Annotated in this window: 23 protein-coding genes; 10 read left to right on the top strand and 13 right to left on the bottom strand. The window is 59.8% G+C overall.

The window, feature by feature from the left end; genetic code table 11:
• Positions 1-46: 46 nt before the first annotated feature.
• The 11 genes from CKW40_RS01915 to CKW40_RS01865 all read right to left on the bottom strand — a co-directional run bounded on the left by CKW40_RS01915 (position 47) and on the right by CKW40_RS01865 (position 8,620).
• On the bottom strand, positions 47-622 hold the full coding sequence (locus CKW40_RS01915) for a hypothetical protein (RefSeq protein WP_095198240.1): 576 nt from the start codon (positions 620-622) through the stop codon (positions 47-49).
• On the bottom strand, positions 619-1,209 hold the full coding sequence (locus CKW40_RS01910) for a L,D-transpeptidase (RefSeq protein WP_095198239.1): 591 nt from the start codon (positions 1,207-1,209) through the stop codon (positions 619-621). Before CKW40_RS01910 ends, CKW40_RS01915 begins: the two co-directional genes overlap by 4 nt.
• Positions 1,193-2,356, bottom strand: a complete 1,164-nt coding sequence (locus CKW40_RS01905; RefSeq protein ID WP_095198238.1) for a CpaE/TadZ family protein — start codon at positions 2,354-2,356, stop codon at positions 1,193-1,195. Before CKW40_RS01905 ends, CKW40_RS01910 begins: the two co-directional genes overlap by 17 nt.
• Complete coding sequence (locus tag CKW40_RS01900) at positions 2,353-2,991, bottom strand: TadE/TadG family type IV pilus assembly protein (protein ID WP_244571053.1); 639 nt, start codon at positions 2,989-2,991, stop codon at positions 2,353-2,355. The genes CKW40_RS01905 and CKW40_RS01900 overlap by 4 nt, the downstream gene beginning before the upstream one ends.
• Entirely contained in the window at positions 2,991-3,512 is a 522-nt protein-coding gene (locus tag CKW40_RS01895; protein ID WP_095198237.1) for a TadE/TadG family type IV pilus assembly protein, read from the bottom strand. The genes CKW40_RS01900 and CKW40_RS01895 overlap by 1 nt, the downstream gene beginning before the upstream one ends.
• 5 nt (positions 3,513-3,517) lie before the next feature.
• On the bottom strand, positions 3,518-5,020 hold the full coding sequence (locus CKW40_RS01890; protein ID WP_095198236.1) for a TadE/TadG family type IV pilus assembly protein: 1,503 nt from the start codon (positions 5,018-5,020) through the stop codon (positions 3,518-3,520).
• Between the two features lie 77 nt (positions 5,021-5,097).
• A complete protein-coding gene (locus tag CKW40_RS01885) occupies positions 5,098-5,388 on the bottom strand; it encodes a hypothetical protein (protein ID WP_244571051.1) in 291 nt (96 codons plus the stop codon).
• A 4-nt stretch (positions 5,389-5,392) separates the two neighbouring features.
• Complete coding sequence (locus CKW40_RS01880) at positions 5,393-6,838, bottom strand: secretin GspD/PilQ domain-containing protein (protein WP_095198234.1); 1,446 nt, start codon at positions 6,836-6,838, stop codon at positions 5,393-5,395.
• A gap of 75 nt (positions 6,839-6,913) precedes the next feature.
• Positions 6,914-7,990, bottom strand: coding sequence for a Flp pilus assembly protein CpaB (cpaB, locus tag CKW40_RS01875; protein WP_095198233.1), 1,077 nt, complete (start codon positions 7,988-7,990; stop codon positions 6,914-6,916).
• Positions 7,991-8,129: 139 nt separating this feature from the next.
• Complete coding sequence (locus CKW40_RS01870) at positions 8,130-8,315, bottom strand: Flp family type IVb pilin (protein WP_095198494.1); 186 nt, start codon at positions 8,313-8,315, stop codon at positions 8,130-8,132.
• A gap of 119 nt (positions 8,316-8,434) precedes the next feature.
• Entirely contained in the window at positions 8,435-8,620 is a 186-nt protein-coding gene (locus tag CKW40_RS01865; RefSeq protein WP_095198493.1) for a Flp family type IVb pilin, read from the bottom strand.
• Positions 8,621-9,164: 544 nt separating this feature from the next.
• Here CKW40_RS01865 and CKW40_RS01860 point away from each other — a divergent pair.
• From CKW40_RS01860 to CKW40_RS01815, 10 genes are all read left to right on the top strand, one after another.
• Positions 9,165-10,550, top strand: coding sequence for a TadA family conjugal transfer-associated ATPase (locus tag CKW40_RS01860; protein ID WP_095198232.1), 1,386 nt, complete (start codon positions 9,165-9,167; stop codon positions 10,548-10,550).
• Positions 10,547-11,521: a type II secretion system F family protein gene (locus tag CKW40_RS01855; RefSeq protein WP_244571049.1), complete on the top strand. Its 975-nt coding sequence runs from the start codon at positions 10,547-10,549 to the stop codon at positions 11,519-11,521. The genes CKW40_RS01860 and CKW40_RS01855 overlap by 4 nt, the downstream gene beginning before the upstream one ends.
• Before the next feature lie 8 nt (positions 11,522-11,529).
• Positions 11,530-12,486 (top strand): type II secretion system F family protein, encoded by a 957-nt coding sequence (locus CKW40_RS01850; RefSeq protein ID WP_095198231.1) that lies wholly within the window; start codon positions 11,530-11,532, stop codon positions 12,484-12,486.
• A 53-nt stretch (positions 12,487-12,539) separates the two neighbouring features.
• Positions 12,540-13,097, top strand: coding sequence for a tetratricopeptide repeat protein (locus CKW40_RS01845; protein WP_179297793.1), 558 nt, complete (start codon positions 12,540-12,542; stop codon positions 13,095-13,097).
• Position 13,098: 1 nt separating this feature from the next.
• Positions 13,099-13,635 carry a prepilin peptidase gene (locus CKW40_RS01840; protein WP_095198229.1) on the top strand — a complete coding sequence of 179 codons (537 nt, stop codon included), beginning with the start codon at positions 13,099-13,101 and terminating at the stop codon, positions 13,633-13,635.
• Positions 13,636-13,688: 53 nt separating this feature from the next.
• Positions 13,689-14,516, top strand: coding sequence for a sterol desaturase family protein (locus tag CKW40_RS01835; RefSeq protein WP_244571048.1), 828 nt, complete (start codon positions 13,689-13,691; stop codon positions 14,514-14,516).
• Positions 14,488-15,156 (top strand): methyltransferase family protein, encoded by a 669-nt coding sequence (locus CKW40_RS01830; RefSeq protein WP_095198227.1) that lies wholly within the window; start codon positions 14,488-14,490, stop codon positions 15,154-15,156. The genes CKW40_RS01835 and CKW40_RS01830 overlap by 29 nt, the downstream gene beginning before the upstream one ends.
• Positions 15,153-16,136, top strand: coding sequence for a phosphatase PAP2 family protein (locus CKW40_RS01825; RefSeq protein ID WP_095198226.1), 984 nt, complete (start codon positions 15,153-15,155; stop codon positions 16,134-16,136). The genes CKW40_RS01830 and CKW40_RS01825 overlap by 4 nt, the downstream gene beginning before the upstream one ends.
• 209 nt (positions 16,137-16,345) lie before the next feature.
• On the top strand, positions 16,346-17,593 hold the full coding sequence (locus tag CKW40_RS01820) for a hypothetical protein (protein ID WP_244571047.1): 1,248 nt from the start codon (positions 16,346-16,348) through the stop codon (positions 17,591-17,593).
• Positions 17,594-17,806: 213 nt separating this feature from the next.
• Complete coding sequence (locus CKW40_RS01815) at positions 17,807-19,450, top strand: peptidoglycan L,D-endopeptidase MepK (RefSeq protein ID WP_095198224.1); 1,644 nt, start codon at positions 17,807-17,809, stop codon at positions 19,448-19,450.
• Here the strand turns inward: CKW40_RS01815 and CKW40_RS01810 are convergent.
• Together CKW40_RS01810 and CKW40_RS01805 are read right to left on the bottom strand one after the other, a co-directional pair.
• A complete protein-coding gene (locus tag CKW40_RS01810) occupies positions 19,443-19,958 on the bottom strand; it encodes an HD domain-containing protein (protein ID WP_095198223.1) in 516 nt (171 codons plus the stop codon). The genes CKW40_RS01815 and CKW40_RS01810 overlap by 8 nt on opposite strands.
• A 45-nt stretch (positions 19,959-20,003) precedes the next feature.
• On the bottom strand, positions 20,004-20,774 hold the full coding sequence (locus CKW40_RS01805) for an SDR family NAD(P)-dependent oxidoreductase (RefSeq protein ID WP_095198222.1): 771 nt from the start codon (positions 20,772-20,774) through the stop codon (positions 20,004-20,006).
• Between the last annotated feature and the right edge of the window lie 99 nt (positions 20,775-20,873).

Here is a 20,873-nt window from a genome sequence, read left to right as displayed (position 1 = left end):
GTTTCGAGCGCGCGCGCCAATATCGACGGCCTCCACGCCGCCGTCTCTAGTTGATCTTGCGGTAGTAGACTTTGCCGTCCGGCGTTTCCGTTCGCTGGTATCCCGGATTAGGGGCAGGGGGCGCGGCGGCAACCCTTCTTTTGGGTGGCCGTGGCGTATCGACAATTGTGGGTTCGGCCGCGACGTCCGTATTGGATGACGCTTCCATCACGGTACCTGTTGCAGCGACGGGTTCCGACACGCTCGAGGTACCGGCGCCGTCGGTCAGTGACGGGCTTTGTTCCAACCGGGCTATGTTGCCGTTGATTTCGTTGAAACTGCCCTGCAATTGGCTGTCCAGCTTTTCAAATCGGCTTTGAAAACCGTTGTTGACCGTGTCGAGCCGGGCAACGATCCGCTGCTCGAACGTGCCGAGTTCTTCGAGACGTCCCTCCACGACGCGCAGGTCGCTAATGCCTCGATAGAGATAGATGGCGGCGGTCGCGTTCAGCACGGCGAATAGCGTCAACCCGACGCCGACCACGACGGCCAGCCGCGACCGGCTCGCATCCCTGTCGAGCAGTTGCGGTTCAACGGGCTCGGCGGAGACCGTCGGCACATGCGGGTCGCTGATCGTCGTCATTGAACCACCACCTTGGTGCCAATTGGCACGCGCTTGAAAAGATCGATCACGTCCGTGTTGGTCAGGCGAAAACAGCCCGATGTGCCGTCGAATCCCACGCCCGAGGGATCGTTGGTGCCATGGATACGATAGAGCGTGTCGTGTCCGTCCTGAAGCAGATACAGCGCCCGCGCGCCGAGCGGGTTGTACGGGCCCGCGGGCACCAGTTCCGGCAGTTCCGGCTGGCGGGCGCGCATTTCCCGGGGCGGGCGCCACTGCGGCCATTCCGTCTTGGCGCCTACTTTGACGACCCCGGTCCAGCCAAATCCGTCACGCCCGACGCTGATCTGGTAGCGCAGCGCCTGGCCCTGGCGGGTCACCAGGTAAAGCGCCTTCTCGTTCTTGCGGATGACGATCGTTCCCGGCTGCTCCGTGGTCGTGAAGGCAACCGCCTTGCGCAGGCTTGGCCCCATCGCCGGCAGCGGCGGCCGGTCCGAAAGCCCCGACCGTGCCTGGGCGGGGTCCTGGACCGACATCGCCAGCGCCAGGCTGAGCATGCAGGCCCCGGCCAGCCTGAGGACGGTTCCATGTCTACCGGGCAACGTCATCGAGCCGCTCTTTGAACATCCGCTTCAGGTCCTTGTTGAAGCGCGCGCGCCCATCCACTTCGGAGGGCAGGATCGCCCGGTTCAAGGCATCGGTCAGAAGGGCGTTGTCCAGCGCGACCGATTTGATGTGCGGCGCCTTGAATATCTTCTCCAGCTCACTGCGCGAAAAATGGTTCCCGAACCATTTGCGCTTGTACTTGTTGGCGACGAGCGTGATGCTGACCGCATTGCCGCGCAGCTCGCGGATTTTTGTATAGAGCCGCTTACCTTGCCGCAGCGACGCGACGTTGAGCTCGAAGACGATGAAGATCTCGTCGCTGGTCGAGAGCACTGAATTGTACCAGGGCGTTTCGATATTGGGCAGGTCGATGACGATGTCGTCGAAGCGGTAGGCGACAAGGTCGAGAAGCCGGAAGACGAAATCGCCGCCTTGCGGCTCGAACGGCAGTTGCGGCCTCTCGAACGCATAGAGGGTGAGGCCGGACGGGCGCGAAAGCTTGATGACATCCATCAGTTCGACATCCAGCCTCTCCGGCTGGCCGATGATGCCTGCCAGATCGAACTGGTTGAACAGATTGAGGTAGGCGCCACAATTGGCGCTTTGGAAATCGAGATCGACCAGACAGGTCGAAGCCGCGCGTTCGGCCGATTTCGAGGCCAGGAATTCGGCCGCCGACAAAGCGAGCGTCGTGGCGCCCGCGCCACCGCTGGCGCTGATGAAGGTGATGATGCGGCTTTTCGTGCCCTGGCTGCCGGTATCGTGGAAGGTCACCGCGTTGAGCAGCTCCTTGCCGTCGAGCGGCTTGTGCAGCCAGTCCGAGGCGTTCATGCGCACCAGCACGCGTGTCTGTTCCGAGGTCAGTTCGCCGGAGACCGCGATCAGTGGCACCGATGCCCACCGCGCACGCGCCTCGACGATGCCGGGCTTGCCGAGCAGTTCGCCATTGCCGAGATCGAGGATGACGATGCCCGGCCGTGTATCCGCGGGGGGGCCTTTGAGAAAATCATCCGTCTCGGAGATCCGGACGTCATAGATCGCCAGCGCATCGAGCCGTGTCGCCACCTCGCGCTTGAAATTCGCATCCGACGAGAACAGCGCCACCTGCTTTCGCTTAGTCGGCAGAACCTTGGTGTTGATGGCATTCATGGCCAGGTGCTCTTGATGTCTTCGCCCGTAACCGTGCTCAGCATGGAGGGCATGTTGATGTTGGCGAACCCCATCAGTCCCTGGAGGAAGAAGAACTGGAAGGTCCTGTTCTGCAGGCTGACGGTGATGGTCGGCACCGGCCCGCCAAGCCGGGTTTGATAGCCCAGGCCCGAGGCCGTGTAGGTGATGACGACGTTGCTGCGCAGCAGGCCCGGGAAGAAGTGGCACATCCCCGGTCTTTGGCCCGTGGTAAGCGCCGGGCAGGCATCGTCGTTGGTGACGGCCGTGTCTCCGCGGAATATCTGGCTAAAAGCCGCGGCGCTGAATCCGCCACTGTTGGTGCACGACCCCGTAGCGCCGCTGTAGCTGCAGACGAACGGGCCGTATACACCGGCGACGACCGGCGCCCCTGGGTTGGCGGTCGGTGCTGCTGTCGCAAGATTTGTCGCTACCGAATCCGATATGGACGCCAGTCGCGCCCCGACTTGGACCGCCTTGGTTGCCGCGTTCCACTGGTAGAAGGCGTAGCCGAAATCCACGAAACCGAGCGTAAGCGCAAAAAGCAGCGTTGATACGATGGTCATTTCAACCATCGCCGCGCCGTCTTCCGATGTTGCAAAACGCCTGATCATCATCAGAACCGCATCAACCGCTCTTGGTATGACCCACTCAATGTGATCGGACCGATGCCAATGAACGACAGCATTCCCACGCCGCTGTAGGCATAGGTACCGTCCGCCTGGACGACACAGACTTGTGCTGTCGTGGATCGATATTGCGTGACACCCGAAACGACCGCGTTATGGCAGCTGGTCCCGATTGTCACTGTCACATTGGCTTTCTGCCAACCGGGTACGCGCGCGGGCGATGTGCCGGCCACGTTGCCAAATACCGCGATATTCGTGGCAATGTCGGCGCAGTTTATCGCAGACAGCCCGGCATCCGTATATATCTGGCTATTACAGCGGGCGCCGAATCGAGCTCCGTCGGAAAGGCCAGCCTCCATCAGGAGTTTGTCGTGGATAAGATTGCCGAACTCGAACACGCCAGCCGAAAGGGTGAGCATCAGCGGTGCGACAATGGTCATTTCGACCAGGACTGCGCCGCGTTGGTCGCGTCGAAATCTCTTAAGGTGACGAGCTATCAGCCTGAGCATTTTCGTCACCGATAAAGCTGCGCTTCGTCGCGCAGGAAACTGTCGAGCGTTCCTTGCCCGGCGCGCCCCGTTACATCGACGAGCTCGACAAAGACAGATCCGCCTGCGGACGCGCCTGGAACGGGCTTCGTCATGAAGAAACTGGCGAAGGCCTCGACCGGTAGATTGCTGCTGTTGCCGCTCAGATTGTTACCGGCGGCCTGAAGTGCATTGCAGTTGAGAAGCGCGCCGTAAAGCAAACGGCGGTCGACAGATGTCACGGGCGGCTGACAGGAACTCGGCGGTGTTCCGACTTCTCCACCTGTCGAAGCGTGCCCAACCAGACCGTTCGCGCTCTCGTATTTGTAGACCTCATACCGGGTCGGCTTTGTCGTATTCCAAGAAGAGGGATAACTCGTGGAGCCGAAATTCGTGCTCCAGTAGCTGGAGAAATTCCAGTCTCCATCACCCATCCGCCCGCTCATGTAGGGTGTGGTCGCATCGCGGGGCAAGCCCATGTTGCCCGTAGCGTTGAACGTCAGCTGATTGTAGGACGGACACTGGTTTCCGTTGCCATTTCCGTTGCCATTTCCACCGGTCGATGCACCCTTGCGGACATTTGAGGCGGGGCCGAATTCGGGACTGTTGAAGGCGTTGCCACTTGCGTTGATTCCGAAGCGAACATTGAAGGCATCTTGCACCGGACCATTGTTTTGGCCTGTTTTGGTGCTCACACCCTGTGCGGAGTAACATCCGATCGGCTTCGATGTCGCAATGGTCTGTGCGAGCGCCTGGGCGCCATTGCCGACACCGTCGGGAGGCTGCAGAAAGCCGAAATTGCCAGGCCCATAAGCAGCACCATTCCCCACAGTGCGAAGTTCGATCTGCCGCCGACGAATAGACGAATCTGCCACTGCCTGTTCGAGCGTGACGCCACCGGCGGTGTTGGTGCCGTTGACCATCTCGTACGGATTGCAGATGAAGACGGGGGTATAGTTGCAAACGCCGGAGGTGAACCCGGCAACAGAGACCGCACCGACATTAAAGCTGTTGTTGGCGGTATTGCCGGTCAAGAATGACGCAGGAAATATGGCAGCGAAGCCAACAGGAGTCACCGTCACTCGGATGAATCGGGCGTTTGGTGCATCCGTCACCTCATCGGTTATGATGTTGGCGGCTGCTATCGGCGAACTGTCGGATGCCGGAAGGGACCGGAGATAGGTTCTGGTCACCCCGGCTGCGGCCAACGTCTGCGGAGCGCCAGCAGTGGAGAAGGTGTATTTGTTGCTCACCAGGGTCGACAATGCCCGGTCGGCACGGACGATCGAGTCCGAATGGCCATCCAGTTCGGCCGCCGCCGCCAGGGCCATCGCGTCAGCCCCCTTCTGCAGGTCGTTGTGCAAATTGTTGACCCGACTCATGTCGATGGCGAGCAGGGAAAAACCGATGATCGCCGGCAGCATGACGCTGACGAGGATCAGCGCTATTCCCCTCTGATCGTGCCAGAACGCGCGAATGGTCCGCAGCATGGCCTTACTCTTAGCTCCCCTGACGCCAGGTTCCCTCGTTTGGCCTGGCGCACTGAAACCGCATCCTTCTGTTCAGTTTACGGCGTTGTGTTCGTTGTCACCCCCGCCCCCGCCCCGCCGACATTGACCGTGATGGCAGGTGGTGGCGGCGGCGGTGGTGGAAATTTGTAGTTTTGAGCCACAGCGGCTGCGCGCTGGCCGTCACCTTCTATGCGCGTGTTCTTCGAGGCCGGATTGAGCGGGTCGACTGTCTGCAGCAGCGAATTAAACTTCTGCGAGTCGCCGGCGGCCAAAGTCACCGAATCGTAGTGATTCAGATAATCCGCAGCGCAGCCCGCCAGCAGGCCGGTGCAAAGAATGAGGATCAAGGCGCTATTTCTTGACATAGAGCATCTTGTCCTTCGATTTGAAGTTCAACATATGGCCATAGGGGCCGGTGACACCGTCGCCCGTTTCATATTTTCGGATCATGTCCTTGTTTACCTCGAGCTGACCGAGCACGAAGAATTCCGGATCATTGGCGGGCCGCGTCTTGTCAAACGGCGTCTCAAGCTGTTCGCCGGGTTTCACCGGCCGCACGATATGCGGCGTGACGATGACCACCAGCTCGGTTTCTTCCTTCTGGTTGCTCGAATTACGGAACAGCGTCCCGATGACCGGCACCTGACCAAGCCATGGCACCTGGTTCTGCAGCTTGGTGGTCCTGCTGGACAGCAGTCCGCCGACCGCAAAGCTCTGGCCGTCGCGCAATTCGACGACGGTGGACAGTTTGCGGTTAGTGAAGATCGGGTCGCCGGCGGTGGTGAAGCCGTTCAGGTCGCTCACTTCCGGCGCCAGGTTCATGTGGATCTTGCCGTCGTCGAGTACGACCGGCGTGAACAGAAGATTGACGCCAAATTGCTTGTAGACGATGCTTATCTCGCCATTCTTGTCGAGAGTTCGGATAGGGACTTCACCACCGGCGTTGAAGCTTGCCTGCTCGCCGGAGAGCGTGGTGAGATTGGGATTGGCAAGCGTGCGCACCGCGCCCTTGGCCTCAAGCGCCTCGATGATCAGATCGACCTTGATGTTGTTGTCGATGACGCGGGTGATCAGTGCTGCAAACGGGTTGCTGTTTGAGAGCAGGCCGGAGAGCAGATCGCCCGGTCCGAGAACCACATTGTCACGGTCGACAGCCGCAACGCCCGTCCCGGTTCGGGTCGTCCCCCTGCTGTTCGTGCTCCTGATCGAGACACCAAGGTCGCGGCCGGCGTTGCGCTTGGCTTCCAGCACGCGCACTTCCAGATTGACCTGCTGGCTGTCGTCGACCGTGACGGAATTGATGATGTCGTCGGGGCCATATTGCTTCACCACTTCCAGGATGGCTGCCAGCGTGGCGCCGTCCTTGACATGACCGCCGAGCCTGACCCTGCCGTTGATCGAGCCGATTTCGATGCGTGACTTCGGCGCCACCTGACGGATCGCCTGCGCCATGTCGCTGACGTCGACGCCGACCTCGATCTGGATGACGCCGAGCGAGCGCTTGTCGGGCGAGAAGAGATTGACGGTGGTGGTGCCGGCGCTCTTGCCGATGACATAGAGGGTGCGGTCGGTCATCGGCTGGGCATCAGCGATCTTTTGGTCGCCGACGACGATATCGCCGAGATTGGCACTCACCTGGATCGTCACCGATTGCGACGCGGGCAGGAAAATACGGTGGACACTCGGATTGGACACGTCGATGAAGCGGTCGGCTGCATCGGCCGCCAGACTCCACGTCAACAGAGTCGCCATACAGGATAGCGCGGCACCGACCAATCTCACCCAAACCCCCCGCATCCCCATCTCCCTACTTCCGCCACCGGCAGCCTTGCTTCCGCCAACGGCAGCCATGCTTCGCGACATTCTAGCTTATTATTTTTGTCGCGGCACTTCATAAGATTCGAGCGTTATCCCCCGATAGACGCCGACAGTTGCCCGCGCCGGCGGCTCCGGCTGGACGTATTTGACCACTTCCTTCGTGACCTCCGGCGCCGGGGCTGATACCACGATCGGAGCCGGCGGCTTGACCTTGCTCAGCTGATCGAGCTTGGTTCCCACGCGGTCCACGGCCTGGGCCAGTCCCGCGATCTTCTCGTCCGCCCGCTTGCGTGCGTCTTCCGCGCTCTGACGTTCGGCTGCGGCCGCAGCATCGGCTGCTGCCTGCCTGGCGAGTTCCGCTTGCTTTTTGGCGATGTCGGCCGGCATCTCGCCGGTCAGGTCGGAAAGCGTCACCCGCTCGGTCACCTCACCCTTGCTGGCGGCGGCCTGGCGAAGCGCCAGTGACAACTGGCCGGCACCCGCGGCCAGGGTCAGTTTCTGCGCATCCTTGGTGCTGGCCTCAACTGTCACCGACTTGACGACGGTCGGGCTGTCCTTGCTTTCGTCGGCCACCTGGTCGACGGCGAGCACCTTCATGCCCTGCAGCAGCACATCGACAAAACTTTGATCCGTGCCATCGGCGCTTCGCACGGTGCGCGTCAGCAGCACATCGACCCGGTCTCCTGGGAAGACGAAACCAGCAACACCAAGCACGTCGTTGACGCGTATGGACACGGCCTTCATGCCTTCGCCGAGCACCGCCGAAAGCGTCGCGCGCTGGCCAGGACCGGTGATCTTGGTGGCGAGTACGGGTTCGTTGACGCCGATCGACTGCAACGCCTGCTTGGTACCTCCGCCAACGGGAAGGTCCTTGGTCAGGAGTTCTTCCGTCGTCTTGAAAGCGCCGGCCGGAACCGCGCCCGCCGGCCATGCGACTTCGCGCAATTTGTCGGCGGACAGCGTGTCGCCGAACTTCAGCGCCACCGCGGCCACGACGACTGTGTCGCGCTGCACTTCATCCGTTCGCGCCATAGCGCTGCGCTGGTTCGCCAGCCAGATATTTGCGAGAACCACCGCGAGCACGCCGAAGACGCCAGCGAGGACGATCATAATGACAGTATTTGCACGCACTTTTGCCCCCACCTGACAGCGTTAATCTAACTCCGCCTACCTTTTCCCTAGTCTGTCGACGCCGGATATCGTCCCGGCGTCGACGAAGGCGATTACGACGTTTCGCCAGCGCCGCCCGCAGCCTTCTCCGCAGTTCAAACTACGCAGTTGCGGCCGCAAGCGATGTGCTAAGCACCGTCCACTGGCCACTGACCCAGGTGCCAACAGTAATGATAGTAGCAATCACAGCTACCGTAATGATGCCGAGCAGGATGGTGTATTCGACCATGGCCGCGCCGTTTTCATCGTCGCGGAACTGCCGGGTCATTGTCATAAACTTCTTCATGCCAATTTTCTCCCTCTGGAGTGACCACCGCGAGATGAGCCAAGAATAAATCCATTCCAAGCATCCCGCCTGAAGTGGCCCAAGCCATAGTCGCTTGGGCCACTTCGCGGTGGCCAAAGTTACGCCGTAGCGGCGGCGAGCTGCGTGCTAAGCGTAGTCCACCTCCCGGCTACCCAGGTACCGACAGTAATGATGGTAGCGATCACAGCTACTGTAATGATGCCGAGCAAGATGGTGTATTCGACCATAGCAGCGCCGTTTTCGTCGTCGCGGAACTGCCGGGTCATCGTCATGAGCTTCTTCATGTCAATTTCTCCCTTTGGAGGTTTGAACCCGACGAGACAGAGCCAAGGATGTACCCCATACCCAAGCATCCCCCGTCATCTCGATCCTAGGTCCCGGGAAAATGCGGAGTCAAACGGGATTAATGGTTCCTTAACTTTCCAATACATGAACTTTCGAGTTCGGAGGGGGTCTAAATTTCAGCAAGAGCTTGATTCGTCTAATTTTTCAAGCGCTCTTAACCATTCGTTCACAATTATGCCTCCAGGCTAATCAAGCTATCCCTACTTTAGCCATACGGCATATTCCTTTATATCTAAGGGGTTATAGCCAGTTATGGGGCGGATACCCATGTCGGAGAACGCAAGGGACGCCGGGTCCTGAAAAGCTTAGTGCGCAACCATGTTCGACGGCACGGGGGGGCAGGAAATAAAAACGATATTTTTTGACGCTGCTTCTTAACTATGTTGAAAGTATTGGCCGCACGTGACGCGCCCTGGCGCTTGTGCGTCGCTTGGTTAACGTTTAGTTTCCGCTAATATGCGCTGGAGGGGAGTATAGGGGATTATGCTAGGGCGGTTCATCAAGGGTGGCGAGGCGCGGATCGAGCCAAGGGTGGAGTCGATTGCGAACCTCCCCGTTGCCGTGGGCGCCTCGCCTGTCGCCGATCTCGAACCGCATGGCGACGAGTTCCTGGCGCTGAAGGTCGATCTGCATCGACATCTCATTGACCGGTTCAACCTCGCATCGCTCGAAACTGCGTCAAAGGACGAGATCCTGAACGAAATCCGCCCCATCGTGCGCGAATTCGTGCGCGGCCGCAACGTACCGCTGAACGCGCGTGAGCTCGACCAGCTGACCAGTGACACCGCCGATGAAATGCTCGGCCTGGGGCCGATCGAGCCGTTGCTCAAGGACGATTCGATTGCCGACATTCTGATCAATACCCACAAGCGCGTCTTCATCGAGCGATATGGTGTGATCGAGGAGACCGCGATCCGCTTCCGCGACGAGGCGCATCTGTTGCGCGTCATCAACAAGATCGTCTCGGCGATCGGCCGGCGCGTCGACGAATCGGCGCCGATGGTCGATGCCCGGCTGGCAGACGGCTCACGCGTCAACATTGCTGTGCGGCCAATCTCGGTCGACGGCCCGCTGGTGTCGATCCGCAAATTCTCCAAGAACCCTTATTCGCTGGAACGCCTGATTGCGTTCAATTCGATTCGACAGCCGATGGTCGATCTGCTGCGGATCGCCGTACAAGCGCGCAAATCGATCCTGGTTTCCGGCGGCACCGGCAGCGGCAAGACGACCTTGCTCAACGCACTGTCGAGTTACATCCCCTCGAAAGAGCGCCTGATCACCATCGAGGATGCGGCGGAACTGCAGTTGCAGCAGCCGCATGTCGGCCGGCTGGAGACGCGCCCGCCCAATGTCGAGGGCAAAGGCGAGGTGCGCCAGCGCGAATTGCTGAAGAACGCGCTGCGTATGCGGCCCGACCGCATCATCGTCGGCGAGGTTCGCGGCGAGGAAGCCTTCGACATGCTGCAGGCCATGAACACCGGTCATGAAGGCTCGATGACCACGATCCACGCCAACACGCCGCGCGACGCGATCTCGCGACTGGAACAGATGGTCGGCATGGCCGGCATGCCGATGACCAATGATTCCATTCGGGCGCAGATTGCGTCGGCTATCGACATTATCGTGCAGACGCAGCGTCTGTCAGACGGAGGCAGGCGGGTAACGTCCATATCGGAAATCACCGGCATGGAAGGCAATGTCGTCCAACTCCAGGAGATCTACCATTTCGTACGCCGTGATGTCGGCGCCGAAGGCACCATTATCGGCGAATTCCGCGCAACTGGTGTTCGTCCACGTTTTGCCCAGGAGGCGGCGACGCTTGGCCATCAGTTCACCAAGGATGCGTTTAATCCGCAGGTAGCGCTGTGATCCCAACGGGCCAGACTCTGCTATACTTCATCTACGTGCTGGCGGCAGCGTCGGTTATCCTCGCCGCCGAGTCCTTCTACCTGTCCTTTGCCGGGCGGCGCGCGCGCGCAGGCGCGATCAATCGGCGGCTGAGGCGATTGGGAGAGGAATCTCCGGCCGAGCAGAGTTTGCAGGGGCTGCTGCGGGAGCGCGGGCTGACCGCATCGGGCGACTTCATTTTCGGCGCAATCAAGCTCAACCGGCTCTATACGCAATCCGGCATCACCGGCAACCCGCTGGCGTTTGCTGCAGTATTCCTGCTTGCCGGTTTGGTGCTGGCTCTGGTATTGCCCCTGCTGCTGGGCTTTTCGGTCGTTGTAGCTGTTATCACCTTTATGCTTGTCGGATTCGTCCTGCCGCTTCTCGTTCTGCGACGTGCCCGGGACAAGCGGATCCAGAAATTTGCTGCCCAACTTCCCGATGCACTCGACATGATCGTGCGTTCGTTGCGCGCCGGTCACCCAACCACGGTGGCAATCGGCCTCGTCGCGCGGGAAATGCCTGATCCGCTCGGCACCGAATTCGGCATTGTCTCCGACGAAATCACATTTGGTCTCAGCTTGGAGCAGGCTGTTCGGAAATTGTCAGAACGGGTGGGCTTCGAAGGTCTCCATCTGCTTTCGGTGTCGCTCTCCATCCAGTCCAAGACCGGCGGCAATCTCACCGAAATACTATCGAACCTTTCGTCAGTACTGCGCGAACGAAGGAAACTGCGTATGAAGATCAAGGCGCTTTCCGCTGAAGGGCGGATGTCGGCTTGGATCATTTCGCTGTTTCCAGTTTTCATGTTCAGCATTTTGATGGTCATCGCCCCGAGCTATTACGGCGATGTCTGGGACAGTCCGCTCCTTATGCCAGTGTTTTTGATCTTTGGGCTGTGGGCGCTTATGGGTGACTTCATCATGTATCGCATGGTCAACTTCGATTTCTAGGGGCGGATATGGATTCTCTGGCCAACATTGGAAATTCGCCCATGCTGCTCTCGCTAGCCATTTTCCTGGCGGCCGTAGCGCTTTTTTTGCTTGCTGCATTTGTCCTCATACCGGTCCTCCAGACGAGAAGGGTCGTTGCACAAACTCTTTTATCAGAGGGAATCACCAACCGCCGATCGCTCTACGCACAGCAGGAACTCAACAAGATTTCTGCGCAGCTACCGGTCGATGCGTATTTCCGCTCGATGGAAAAGGAACGTGGGGAGCCGAATGCTCTTGAGGCTAGATTGTTTCGAGCCGGATTCTATCAAGCAAGTGCACCAGTAATTTACACGCTGTCTCGCCTTGTCGCCGTATGCGTCGGCTTTCTGGCAATCTACGCGCTGCTGTCGCGGATACTACCGCCGCAATTGCCCGCTTTCGTAGCCTTTGGCGGCTCTGCCTTGTTCGGGCTCGCTTGCATCGTTGTCCCTAGCATCGCCCTCGATCGCTTCGAGAATGCCCAAAAAAAGATCTATCGGCGCGGTTTTCCCGATTTCATGGACATGATGATAACCTGCGCTGACGCCGGCATGAGCCTCGAGGCGGCCGTGGAGCGCGTTGGCGCCGAATTGGCCGGCACTCACAAATGGCTCGGCATTCAACTGTCGATCATGAATCTGCAATTGCGCGCCGGCAAGCCGCTGCGCGAGGCATTGCGCGAACTCTCTGACCGCGTCGGGCTTGAGGAGGCACGAGCCCTGGCTGTGCTTTTCCGGCAATCCGAGGAACTCGGCACCAGTTTGACGGACGCCCTGCGCGTCTATAGCGACGAAATGCGAGGGCAAAGAATTATGAATGCCGAAGAGCGCGCCAACGCCCTGCCGGTCAAGATGATGATCCCACTGGGGCTTTGCATCTTTCCGGTCGTGATGATGGTGGTCATGCTACCTGTTGTCATCCGTATGAAAGGCATTTTCTTCTAAATGTTTATATGCTTTGGTTCTAAAACGGAGTCGGGGGACTCTCGGGAGACAAAATGACAGGGCCAATGCGCCTCGCAGCTGTAGCCGCAGCCAGTCTGTTGATGGCACTTGCCGGTTGCCAAACGAATGGTGCGGACACCGCAGATGGTGTCGTGCGCACCAATGAGCCGTCGAAAGGCGACGTGACCGCCTTTGGCGATGCCTTCGACGGCCTGAAGACAGTCGGCAACGTCGAGTACTACGCCTCGGACCAGGCCGTCGCCGAAGCTACGAACCAGTTTCGCGCGGAAAATTACGGCAACGCCGGCGCGCTGTTCTTCAAGGCAACGCAACTGGCCCCCAATGACGGCGGCGCCTGGATGGGGCTGGCCGCTTCGTGCGATCGCATTCATCGCTTCGACCTTGCCGACCGGGCCTACGCCCGAGCCTTCAAGCTGGTAGGCGCGTCACCCGAATATTACAACAATATCGGCTACTCCTATTTGCTGCGCGGCAAGCTGCAGGACGCACGCAGCAGTTTCCTCAAGGCCTATGAACTGGCGCCCAACGATCCGACGGTGGCCAACAATCTGAAGCTGCTGTCGTCGAGCGTGCAGAACATCGAGCGCTAGCATGTTGCTTGTCGAAGTGTTGCTGCTGAAAGCACTCGCCATACCCTTGCTCGCAAGGATTGCGTGGCTGGACTTCACGACACAGAAGATAGCCAATCGTGACGTGCTGCTGCTGCTCTGCCTGGGGGCGGGGGCACTGCTGCTTTTGTCGCTCCAGTCCGGATCCTGGTGGGACATGGGGCTGAGCGCCATTGCCGCGCTTGTGCTGTTCGTGGCGCTCTTTCCGTTTTGGGTGCTGCGAAAAGTCGGCGCGGGCGATGTCAAGCTGATGGCAGTCGTGCCGCTGCTGATTGGCGGAACCGATCTTGTAGTGTTTTCCATGCTGCTGCTGGTTTTCGCGCTCGCCACGGCGTTGGTGGTGAAAAACCCCTTCATGCTGCCTGAGGGCGCTTTCCGCGCTTATATTCAGCACTTGGATCGCAAAGGCGTTGTGCCGTTCGGCGTGCCGATTTCGGCGGCAGCGATCTGCGCAATAGCATTTCAGATCGCTTACAGACTCGGCGTACTTGGCAATATGTCGATGTGGCAGGTAGGCTAAAGCCAGGTTAACCTTCTGGAAACCATTAGCTTGCGCTAATTGTGGCGAAGTGCTTGGATCGCGCCTTGTCGGCGGGGCGCCGTATGGACGTTTTGGATATAAAGGCACTGTTGATCACGGCTCTCATCTTTGTGCCGATCGAGCGCCTGTTCGCCTTGCGACCCGGCCAGAAGATCCTCAGGAAAGCCTTCTTCAACGACCTGATCTATGCTCTGTTCAACGGCGTCCCGATTAACCTAGGGTTGGTTGCGGCTGTTACGCTTGCAACGAGCACGGTAGGTCACATTATACCGGACTATGTCGGTAGCGCGGTGTCATCGCAGCCAGTTTGGCTCCAGGTGTTGGAGATTATCATAGTCGCGGACATTGGCCTGTATTGGGCGCACCGCGCCTTTCACGCTATTCCTTTCCTGTGGCGCTTCCATGTAATCCATCACAGCATCGAAGAACTTGATTGGTTGGCGGCGCACAGGGTTCATCCTGTTGATCAGGTTTTGACGAAGAGCGCCTCACTCGTACCGGTGTATTTAATGGGATTCAGCAGCCCGGCCATCGTGCTGTTCGCGCTCATTTTTCATGTCCATGCCATCTTGCTGCACTCCAATGTCAGACTGAACATCGGTCCGCTTCGATGGCTAGTCGCCTCGCCTCAGTTCCATCACTGGCATCACGCCCATGAGCGAGCGGCCTACGACAAGAATTTCGCGGGGCAACTGTCATTCATCGACGCGCTCTTTGGAACGATGCACCTGCCTGGCGAAACTGTACCAGAACGCTATGGCGTCGATGACCCCGTTCCACCAACCTACGTTGAGCAACTCGCCTACCCATTGATCCCAAAGGGCAAAACCAATGAAGCTCCCTTCACCGGCGATACGTGATTTCATCGGCCGCGCAACGATGACTCTATACTTCACGTTTTGGGTGACTTTGAAGGCTGGAGCCCTGATCGTAGCTGTTCGTAGCGGAGAATGGACAACCGCCCGGACTATTGACGTCATAGCGGAAATTGCCGCCATCGGTTTCGTGGTGCTCATGGTTGCGACGACAGTCGCCCGGCTCCCGCCTGTGAAAACCGCACAGGGAGCGGAACCTCGCGTCTCGGCTTTGATTGGGTCCTTTGCCACTGTGACTTTGATCGCTGTCCCTCGCATCCAGACTTTTTCGCAGCTTCAGCTTGTTGCCGACCTCATTACCGCCGTCGGTTTCGTGCTTTGCATTTTGTGCCTGTGGTGGCTCGGTAGATCGTTCAGCATCATTGCCCAGGCTAGACGACTTGTCACAGCGGGACCTTACAGGATCGTGCGGCACCCACTCTATGCCTGCGAAGCGATCGTGCTGCTCGGAATCGTTTTACGTAACCCGAGGTGGATAACAGTCGCAGTCTGCGTGATTGCCCTTGCTTTCCAATATCGGCGGCTGGTCAACGAGGAGAAGGTCCTACGGATGGCGTTCCCTGAATACAACGCCTACGCGCAAACGACACCAATGCTGTTTCCATCTATATCGTCATTTCGATGATGACACCTTCTCCGATGTTATTCGTTGCGATATTGGCGACTACGGTCTTATTCGGCGCGTCCGATCTGATCATGCTCCCTCATTCCGGGGTGACAGTCAGTCCCTCCAACGCTGTTGATGTGACGATCGCCATGTCGATGGCTGTGTTCTATTATATCGCAGCAAGAATGATCCGGGCGCGCTTGCCCTTTGTCCCCAATCAGTGGCGATCCATAGTAAATAGGATCGCGGCGGCATTGGGGAACATCGGCGCCTTCCTGATGCTGTTTATACCGTTTTCTGTTGTAAGCTGCCTGTTCATGTATCTGGCGGCAGCAACGCGGCGACCGCTGGTAGATTCCTATTTGGCTGCCGCCGACGCATCGCTGGGCTTCGATTGGCCCCGGGTTTTAGCGTTTGTCAACGCCTTTCCATCGATCTCGGCTACCCTAGTCTTCTGTTACGCCGCACTCGGCTATCAGGTGCCGATCGTCGTGTTGCTGCACTCAATCATGGATCGGCGCGAGCGAGTACTCGAATTCACGGCCCTGGTAGCAATTTCACTATTGACGACCGAGGTGATCATGTTGGCGTTCCCAGCTATCGGTCCCTATGCTTTCCACAAGCCGGATCCCGCTAGCTTCACCCATTTCACCGCAGTGGGTGTTTCCCATCTCTCGACGATCGCCGCACTGCACTCGCAGGCACCACTCGAATTCCTGGTCACCAAAACGGTTGGGTTGACCTGCTTTCCGTCCTTTCATACCGCGCTCGGAATCATCATCGTCTATTGCCTGCGGCGAACTGTGTTGGTTATTCCGGCGGCGTTCATCAATGCAATCATGATCGTCTCTACCATCCCCGAGGGCGGCCACTACCTAATCGATGTAGTTGCCGGAGCGATGGTTGCCGCGGGGTCCATCCTTGCTGTCAGAATTATCAGAGCCTATGAGCAGGCCCAGACCGATAGCGCCGCGAGGATCGGCAGCGAGACGGCCTGATTGCGTCAATAGGCGCGCTTCATGCCCGGCGTGTCCCAATGCTTCTGCCGCGTTTCCGTCGTGCGGAAGTGCCTGCACCCGGCCAGTGATAGACCGCTCCGCTCCCAGAGGAGCACCCTTGTCGGTGAAGTCCGATAGCGTCTCTCGTTGGGACAGCTCACACAAGGCCGAGAGAGGCAAGCCCGATAAAAGCGACGGCGGTCGTGTCGGTGAAATGGTTCACGCACCGGATACTCTGCGGGATCAGGTTGCGTCGACATCTTGCCGAGCAACCAGGTCGATGGCTAGATAAACGATCACAGGGAGAAGGCACCATGGCACTTCACCTATCGGCGGATGCCCCGGCTTCAGCAGCAGTCACGCCGCAAAAATATCTCTTTGGCCCGTTCATCGATTTTTTCATGCTTGGCGGAAGCGCTCTTGTCATCCTGCCGGTCCTGTATTTTGTGCCTCTGAGATACGAAGCTGCCCTGACGCTGACGATGTTCTTGCTCTCACATCTCATAAACCAGCCGCATTTCGGTCATTCCTACCAGATCTTCTATCGCAATTTCGCGCGCAAGGTGCGCGGCGAGGGGTACAGCCGCAGCCTCCAGATCCGCTATATCTTGGCGGGCATTGTCGTCCCGTTGGCCATGATTGCCTTCTTTGCCTATGGCGCGCTGACGGGGAACGCCCGCCTGCTGGGTAACGCAACCAACGCGATGGGCTTTTTCGTGGGCTGGCACTACGTCAAGCAAGGCTACGGCATGCTGATGGTGGACGCCGTACTGAAGCGCAAATTCTTCAGCGATCAGGACAAGAAGGTGTTGCTGTTCAACGGCTATGCAGTTTGGCTGTTCGCCTGGCTTCAGACCAATGTGGTGATCACGCAAAGGCAGTTCTGGGGTTTGGACTACTACACCTTCGCGGTCCCGCCATGGCTTATCACCATCGCCATGTCGATCGCGGCCGCCTCCTCGGCGGCCACCGCCGTGATGTTCATCAACCGCTGGCGCAAGCATGGTGGCGCGCTGCCCTATAACGGCGTCGTCGCCTATGTCGTGTCGCTTTACGCCTGGATCCTGTTCGTGACGCTGAACCCGCTCTGGCTGCTCGTGGTGCCGGCCATGCATTCGTTGCAGTATCTGGCCGTGGTCTGGCGCTACCAGACCAATGTCGAGCGCGATCGAGCCGATGCCGTCGAGCGGTTGGGACCGAAGGTCCTGTCCACGCTTGGACCGGTGTACAGGCTGCGCGTGCTGGCGTTCATCATTTTCGGCGCACTTCTCGGCGCGCTGGGTTTCTGGCTGGTGCCGATGGCGCTGACGGCCATGGTTCCCTACAATCAGGCGGTACTCGGCTCGTCGCTTTTCCTCTTCATCGCCTGGATATTCATCAACGTGCACCATTACTTCCTGGACAATGTGATGTGGCGGCGCGGCAATCCGGAAGTCTCGAAATATCTGTTCCGCTGAAGCGATCGGTTGAACGCATTTCGGGCAGGGAAGGCCCATTTCCCGCGCGAAAACGATTCGTTAACCAAGATGCTGTTCATCGACAGGACGAGTTTGTCGGACGGATGCCCGTCTGCCTGGAACAGCCTGCTTGTCCAGTCGAGCGCTCGGAAAAGAAAGCTCCGCAGCCGGCGACGACGTCAAATCGTCCGAAACAGAAACAATGTGCAAGGCATGAACGTGATCGAAAGCCAACAGAACGCGCCCGGCGCTTCCCATCGTTGGACATGGTTGCCGGCCATTGTCGTCGCGTTTTTCTGCCTGTGCGTCACGAGTGCGTCCGCCGAGACGCGCGCCTTGAAGATCCAGCATCTCCATACCGGCGAGAAGGCCGAGATCGTTTTCAAGCGCAACGGGCGCTACGATCAGGCGGGACTGAAAAAGATCAATTTCATGCTGCGCGACTGGCGCCGCAACGAGCCGACCAGGATGGATCCGCGCCTGCTCGACCTCGTCTGGCAGGCCTATCGCGCCAGCGGCTCGACGTCCTATATCCATGTGGTCAGCGCCTATCGCTCGCCGGCGACGAACGCCATGCTGCGCAGCCGATCGAAGGGCGTGGCGCGGGAAAGCCAGCACATGGTCGGCCGCGCCATGGATTTCTTTCTGCCTGACGTGCCGCTGAAGAAGCTGCGCGACATCGGTCTCAAGATGCAGGGCGGCGGCGTCGGCTACTATCCGACCTCCGGTTCGCCTTTCATTCACATGGACGTCGGCAATGTGCGGCACTGGCCGGGCATCAGCCGCCAGGAACTCGCCAGGGTCTTCCCGAACGGCAACACATTGCATGTGCCGAGCGATGGCCGGCCGCTGCCCGGCTATGACCAGGCGCTTGCCGCCTACAAATCGCGCAAGGCCGCCGGCACGCCCAATATCGAGCTGGCAAGCGCCGATGGCGGCCAGCGCAAGTCGCGCGGCCTGTTGGCGACGCTTTTGGGTCGCGGCGCGGACGAGGCGGATGATATCGCGGAAGCGGCGCCGGCGCCGCGCAAACCGGCCAAGTCCGTTGAACCCGAGCCGGCTGGACAGGGCATCGCCATCGTGCCGCCGCAGGATGCGCAGCGCGCGGACATCCAGGTGGCTTCCGCCGGTATGGCTGAAGAACCGCTCGCTGAGCAAAAGGTGAAAACGCCCGAAGCGATCGTCATGGCGATGGCGCCCAGCGCGGTGCCGTTGCCGGCCTTCGCCCCGCGCGCCGCCCCCACGGCCAGCATTCCGGTCCCGCAAACCGCACCGTTCGCGATCGCCGGCGCGTCCACGGCGCAGGCCGAACTCTCCGCGGCTAAGCCGGCGGCAGCCAATGCCGAAATGGGCAAGACGGACACCGCTGCCGCGAGCGTCGCTCCGGACATGGTGGCGCTGAACATCCCCTTGCCGACGTCGCGGCCGCAGGGCCAGACGAGCCCGGCGCGTCAGCCGGAATCAGCCAAATCCGCCGATGCCATCGCTGCCTTGCTGACTATGCATCATCCTGATGACGGCCTCGGACTGGCCGGCCAGCGGGTTGCAATCCCCGCATCGAAACCCGAAGATCGTGTCAGGACCAGCCCCAAGGCCAATCGTGTCCAGCCACGTCTCGATCCCGAAGCCATCGCCGTCATTGTGCCCGTGGCGTCACCTGGCTGGCGGCTTGAGACAGGTCGCGGCATTGCCGGCGGAACCGGGTCGACCGCGGCGCCGGTCATTGCGGCCAATTTCATCCGTACGGCGCCGGAGCAGGTCTATCTCGACGGGTTCCAGCCGCGCGGACAGACGTCCGATCACCGCCGCTTCACCGGTTCCGCGGTGAAATTCCTGCCCATCGCCAGCTTCAAATAGGCATGGAGCACTGCTCGGCGGCGCGCCGCCACAGCGTCGCATCGCCCTGTTTCAGAACCTCGAGCAGTCGGATCTTTTCAACGCGGTAGACGCGCCAGAAGCCGGGATCGTACCGTTCGATGGTACGCGTGTTGTCGATGAGATCGGCAAGCTTGATCGTCTTGGCTTGCGCGGGCGCGGCTGCCGTGTGCGCCAAATCCTTGGCCTTGCGTGCCGCACGGTTGCCGTCGGAAGGCACCGACACATCGGTCAGCCACCCGACGAGTTCGGCGACTGTGCGACCGAATTCGTCTTCGATCTCGGCAATCGTGACCGGCGTGTCCTCCACCACATCGTGCAGATAGGCCGCGGCGATCATTTCGTCGGTATGCGGCACGCCACGCACGATTTCGGCGACCGCGGTGGGATGCACGATATAGGGTTCGTTCGTGTATTTTCGCCGCTGGTCGATCGACTCATGCGCCCGGGTGGCAAATTCGCGGGCACGGCGTTCCAAATCGCTTGGCAAGAATCCCCTCCTGAAAATATCTTTCCAAGATCGGCGGCAGGGGGCCTACGCCACCGACCAGCCGCCATCGACCAGAATATTCGCCCCCGTAATCAGCGATGCTGCCGGCGAGGCTAGGAACACCACGGTTCCCGCCACATCGATCGGGTCGCCGATGCGGCCGAGCGGGATATGGCCGAGCACATGCGCATGGAAGTCCGGTTCGGCCAGCGACGGCCGTGTGCCGTCGGTCCAGATGAAGGTCGGGGCCACGCTGTTGACGGCTATCCTGTGCTGCGCCCACTCGGCGGCCAGGCAACGCGTCAGGTGGTTGATAGCCGCCTTGGTCATGCAGTAGACCGCCTCGCCCTTCAGCGTCACCGTGCCGGCCTGTGAGCTGATGTTGATGATGCGCCCACCTTTTTGCGCGATCATCAGCCTTCCGACCGCCTGGGTGGTGAAGAACGTGCCCTTGAGGTTGACGTTCACGGTGAGGTCGAAATCCTCTTCGGTGACGTTCTCCGCCAGGTTTTCCGGCCCGAGCCCGACATTGTTGACCAGAACGTCGATGCGCCCGAACGCGGTATGCGCGTCGGCGACACCTTTGCGCACCGTGGCGAGATCGGTCGCATCCATCTGCACGGCGAGCGCCCGACGGCCGACGCGCTCGATCTCGGCGACAAGTTCAGCACCGTCGGCCTTGCTTCGCACGCCGACGATCATGTCGGCGCCGGAACCGGCGCAGGCCAGCGCGCAGGCGCGGCCGATGCCGCGTGAGGCGCCGGTGACCAGCACCACCTTGCCGGCCAGATCGAATTTTGGTGTGAAGTCCGTCATCGCAACCTCCCTTGAAGCCTTTTGGGGCCGAACCTGTCGACAATACGCTTACAGGAACGGCCGCTTTGCTGAAGACTACCTGCTCACGGCGTGAAAACC

This window comes from Mesorhizobium carmichaelinearum, from assembly GCF_900199455.1.
Taxonomy (GTDB): Bacteria; Pseudomonadota; Alphaproteobacteria; order Rhizobiales; family Rhizobiaceae; genus Mesorhizobium; species Mesorhizobium carmichaelinearum.
This window is presented reverse-complemented; position numbering and strand designations above follow the sequence as displayed.

Bases quoted from the DNA above. Each gene is read 5' to 3' on its own strand.
- CKW40_RS01915 (WP_095198240.1), bottom strand. From the start codon at position 622: ATGACGACGATCAGCGACCCGCATGTGCCGACGGTCTCCGCCGAGCCC.
- CKW40_RS01910 (WP_095198239.1), bottom strand. From the start codon at position 1,209: ATGACGTTGCCCGGTAGACATGGAACCGTCCTCAGGCTGGCCGGGGCC.
- CKW40_RS01905 (WP_095198238.1), bottom strand. From the start codon at position 2,356: ATGAATGCCATCAACACCAAGGTTCTGCCGACTAAGCGAAAGCAGGTG.
- CKW40_RS01900 (WP_244571053.1), bottom strand. From the start codon at position 2,991: ATGATGATCAGGCGTTTTGCAACATCGGAAGACGGCGCGGCGATGGTT.
- CKW40_RS01895 (WP_095198237.1), bottom strand. From the start codon at position 3,512: ATGCTCAGGCTGATAGCTCGTCACCTTAAGAGATTTCGACGCGACCAA.
- CKW40_RS01890 (WP_095198236.1), bottom strand. From the start codon at position 5,020: ATGCTGCGGACCATTCGCGCGTTCTGGCACGATCAGAGGGGAATAGCG.
- CKW40_RS01880 (WP_095198234.1), bottom strand. From the start codon at position 6,838: ATGCGGGGGGTTTGGGTGAGATTGGTCGGTGCCGCGCTATCCTGTATG.
- CKW40_RS01870 (WP_095198494.1), bottom strand. From the start codon at position 8,315: ATGAAGAAGTTTATGACAATGACCCGGCAGTTCCGCGACGATGAAAAC.
- CKW40_RS01865 (WP_095198493.1), bottom strand. From the start codon at position 8,620: ATGAAGAAGCTCATGACGATGACCCGGCAGTTCCGCGACGACGAAAAC.
- CKW40_RS01860 (WP_095198232.1), top strand. From the start codon at position 9,165: ATGCTAGGGCGGTTCATCAAGGGTGGCGAGGCGCGGATCGAGCCAAGG.
- CKW40_RS01850 (WP_095198231.1), top strand. From the start codon at position 11,530: ATGGATTCTCTGGCCAACATTGGAAATTCGCCCATGCTGCTCTCGCTA.
- CKW40_RS01845 (WP_179297793.1), top strand. From the start codon at position 12,540: ATGACAGGGCCAATGCGCCTCGCAGCTGTAGCCGCAGCCAGTCTGTTG.
- CKW40_RS01840 (WP_095198229.1), top strand. From the start codon at position 13,099: ATGTTGCTTGTCGAAGTGTTGCTGCTGAAAGCACTCGCCATACCCTTG.
- CKW40_RS01830 (WP_095198227.1), top strand. From the start codon at position 14,488: ATGAAGCTCCCTTCACCGGCGATACGTGATTTCATCGGCCGCGCAACG.
- CKW40_RS01825 (WP_095198226.1), top strand. From the start codon at position 15,153: ATGATGACACCTTCTCCGATGTTATTCGTTGCGATATTGGCGACTACG.
- CKW40_RS01815 (WP_095198224.1), top strand. From the start codon at position 17,807: ATGAACGTGATCGAAAGCCAACAGAACGCGCCCGGCGCTTCCCATCGT.
- CKW40_RS01805 (WP_095198222.1), bottom strand. From the start codon at position 20,774: ATGACGGACTTCACACCAAAATTCGATCTGGCCGGCAAGGTGGTGCTG.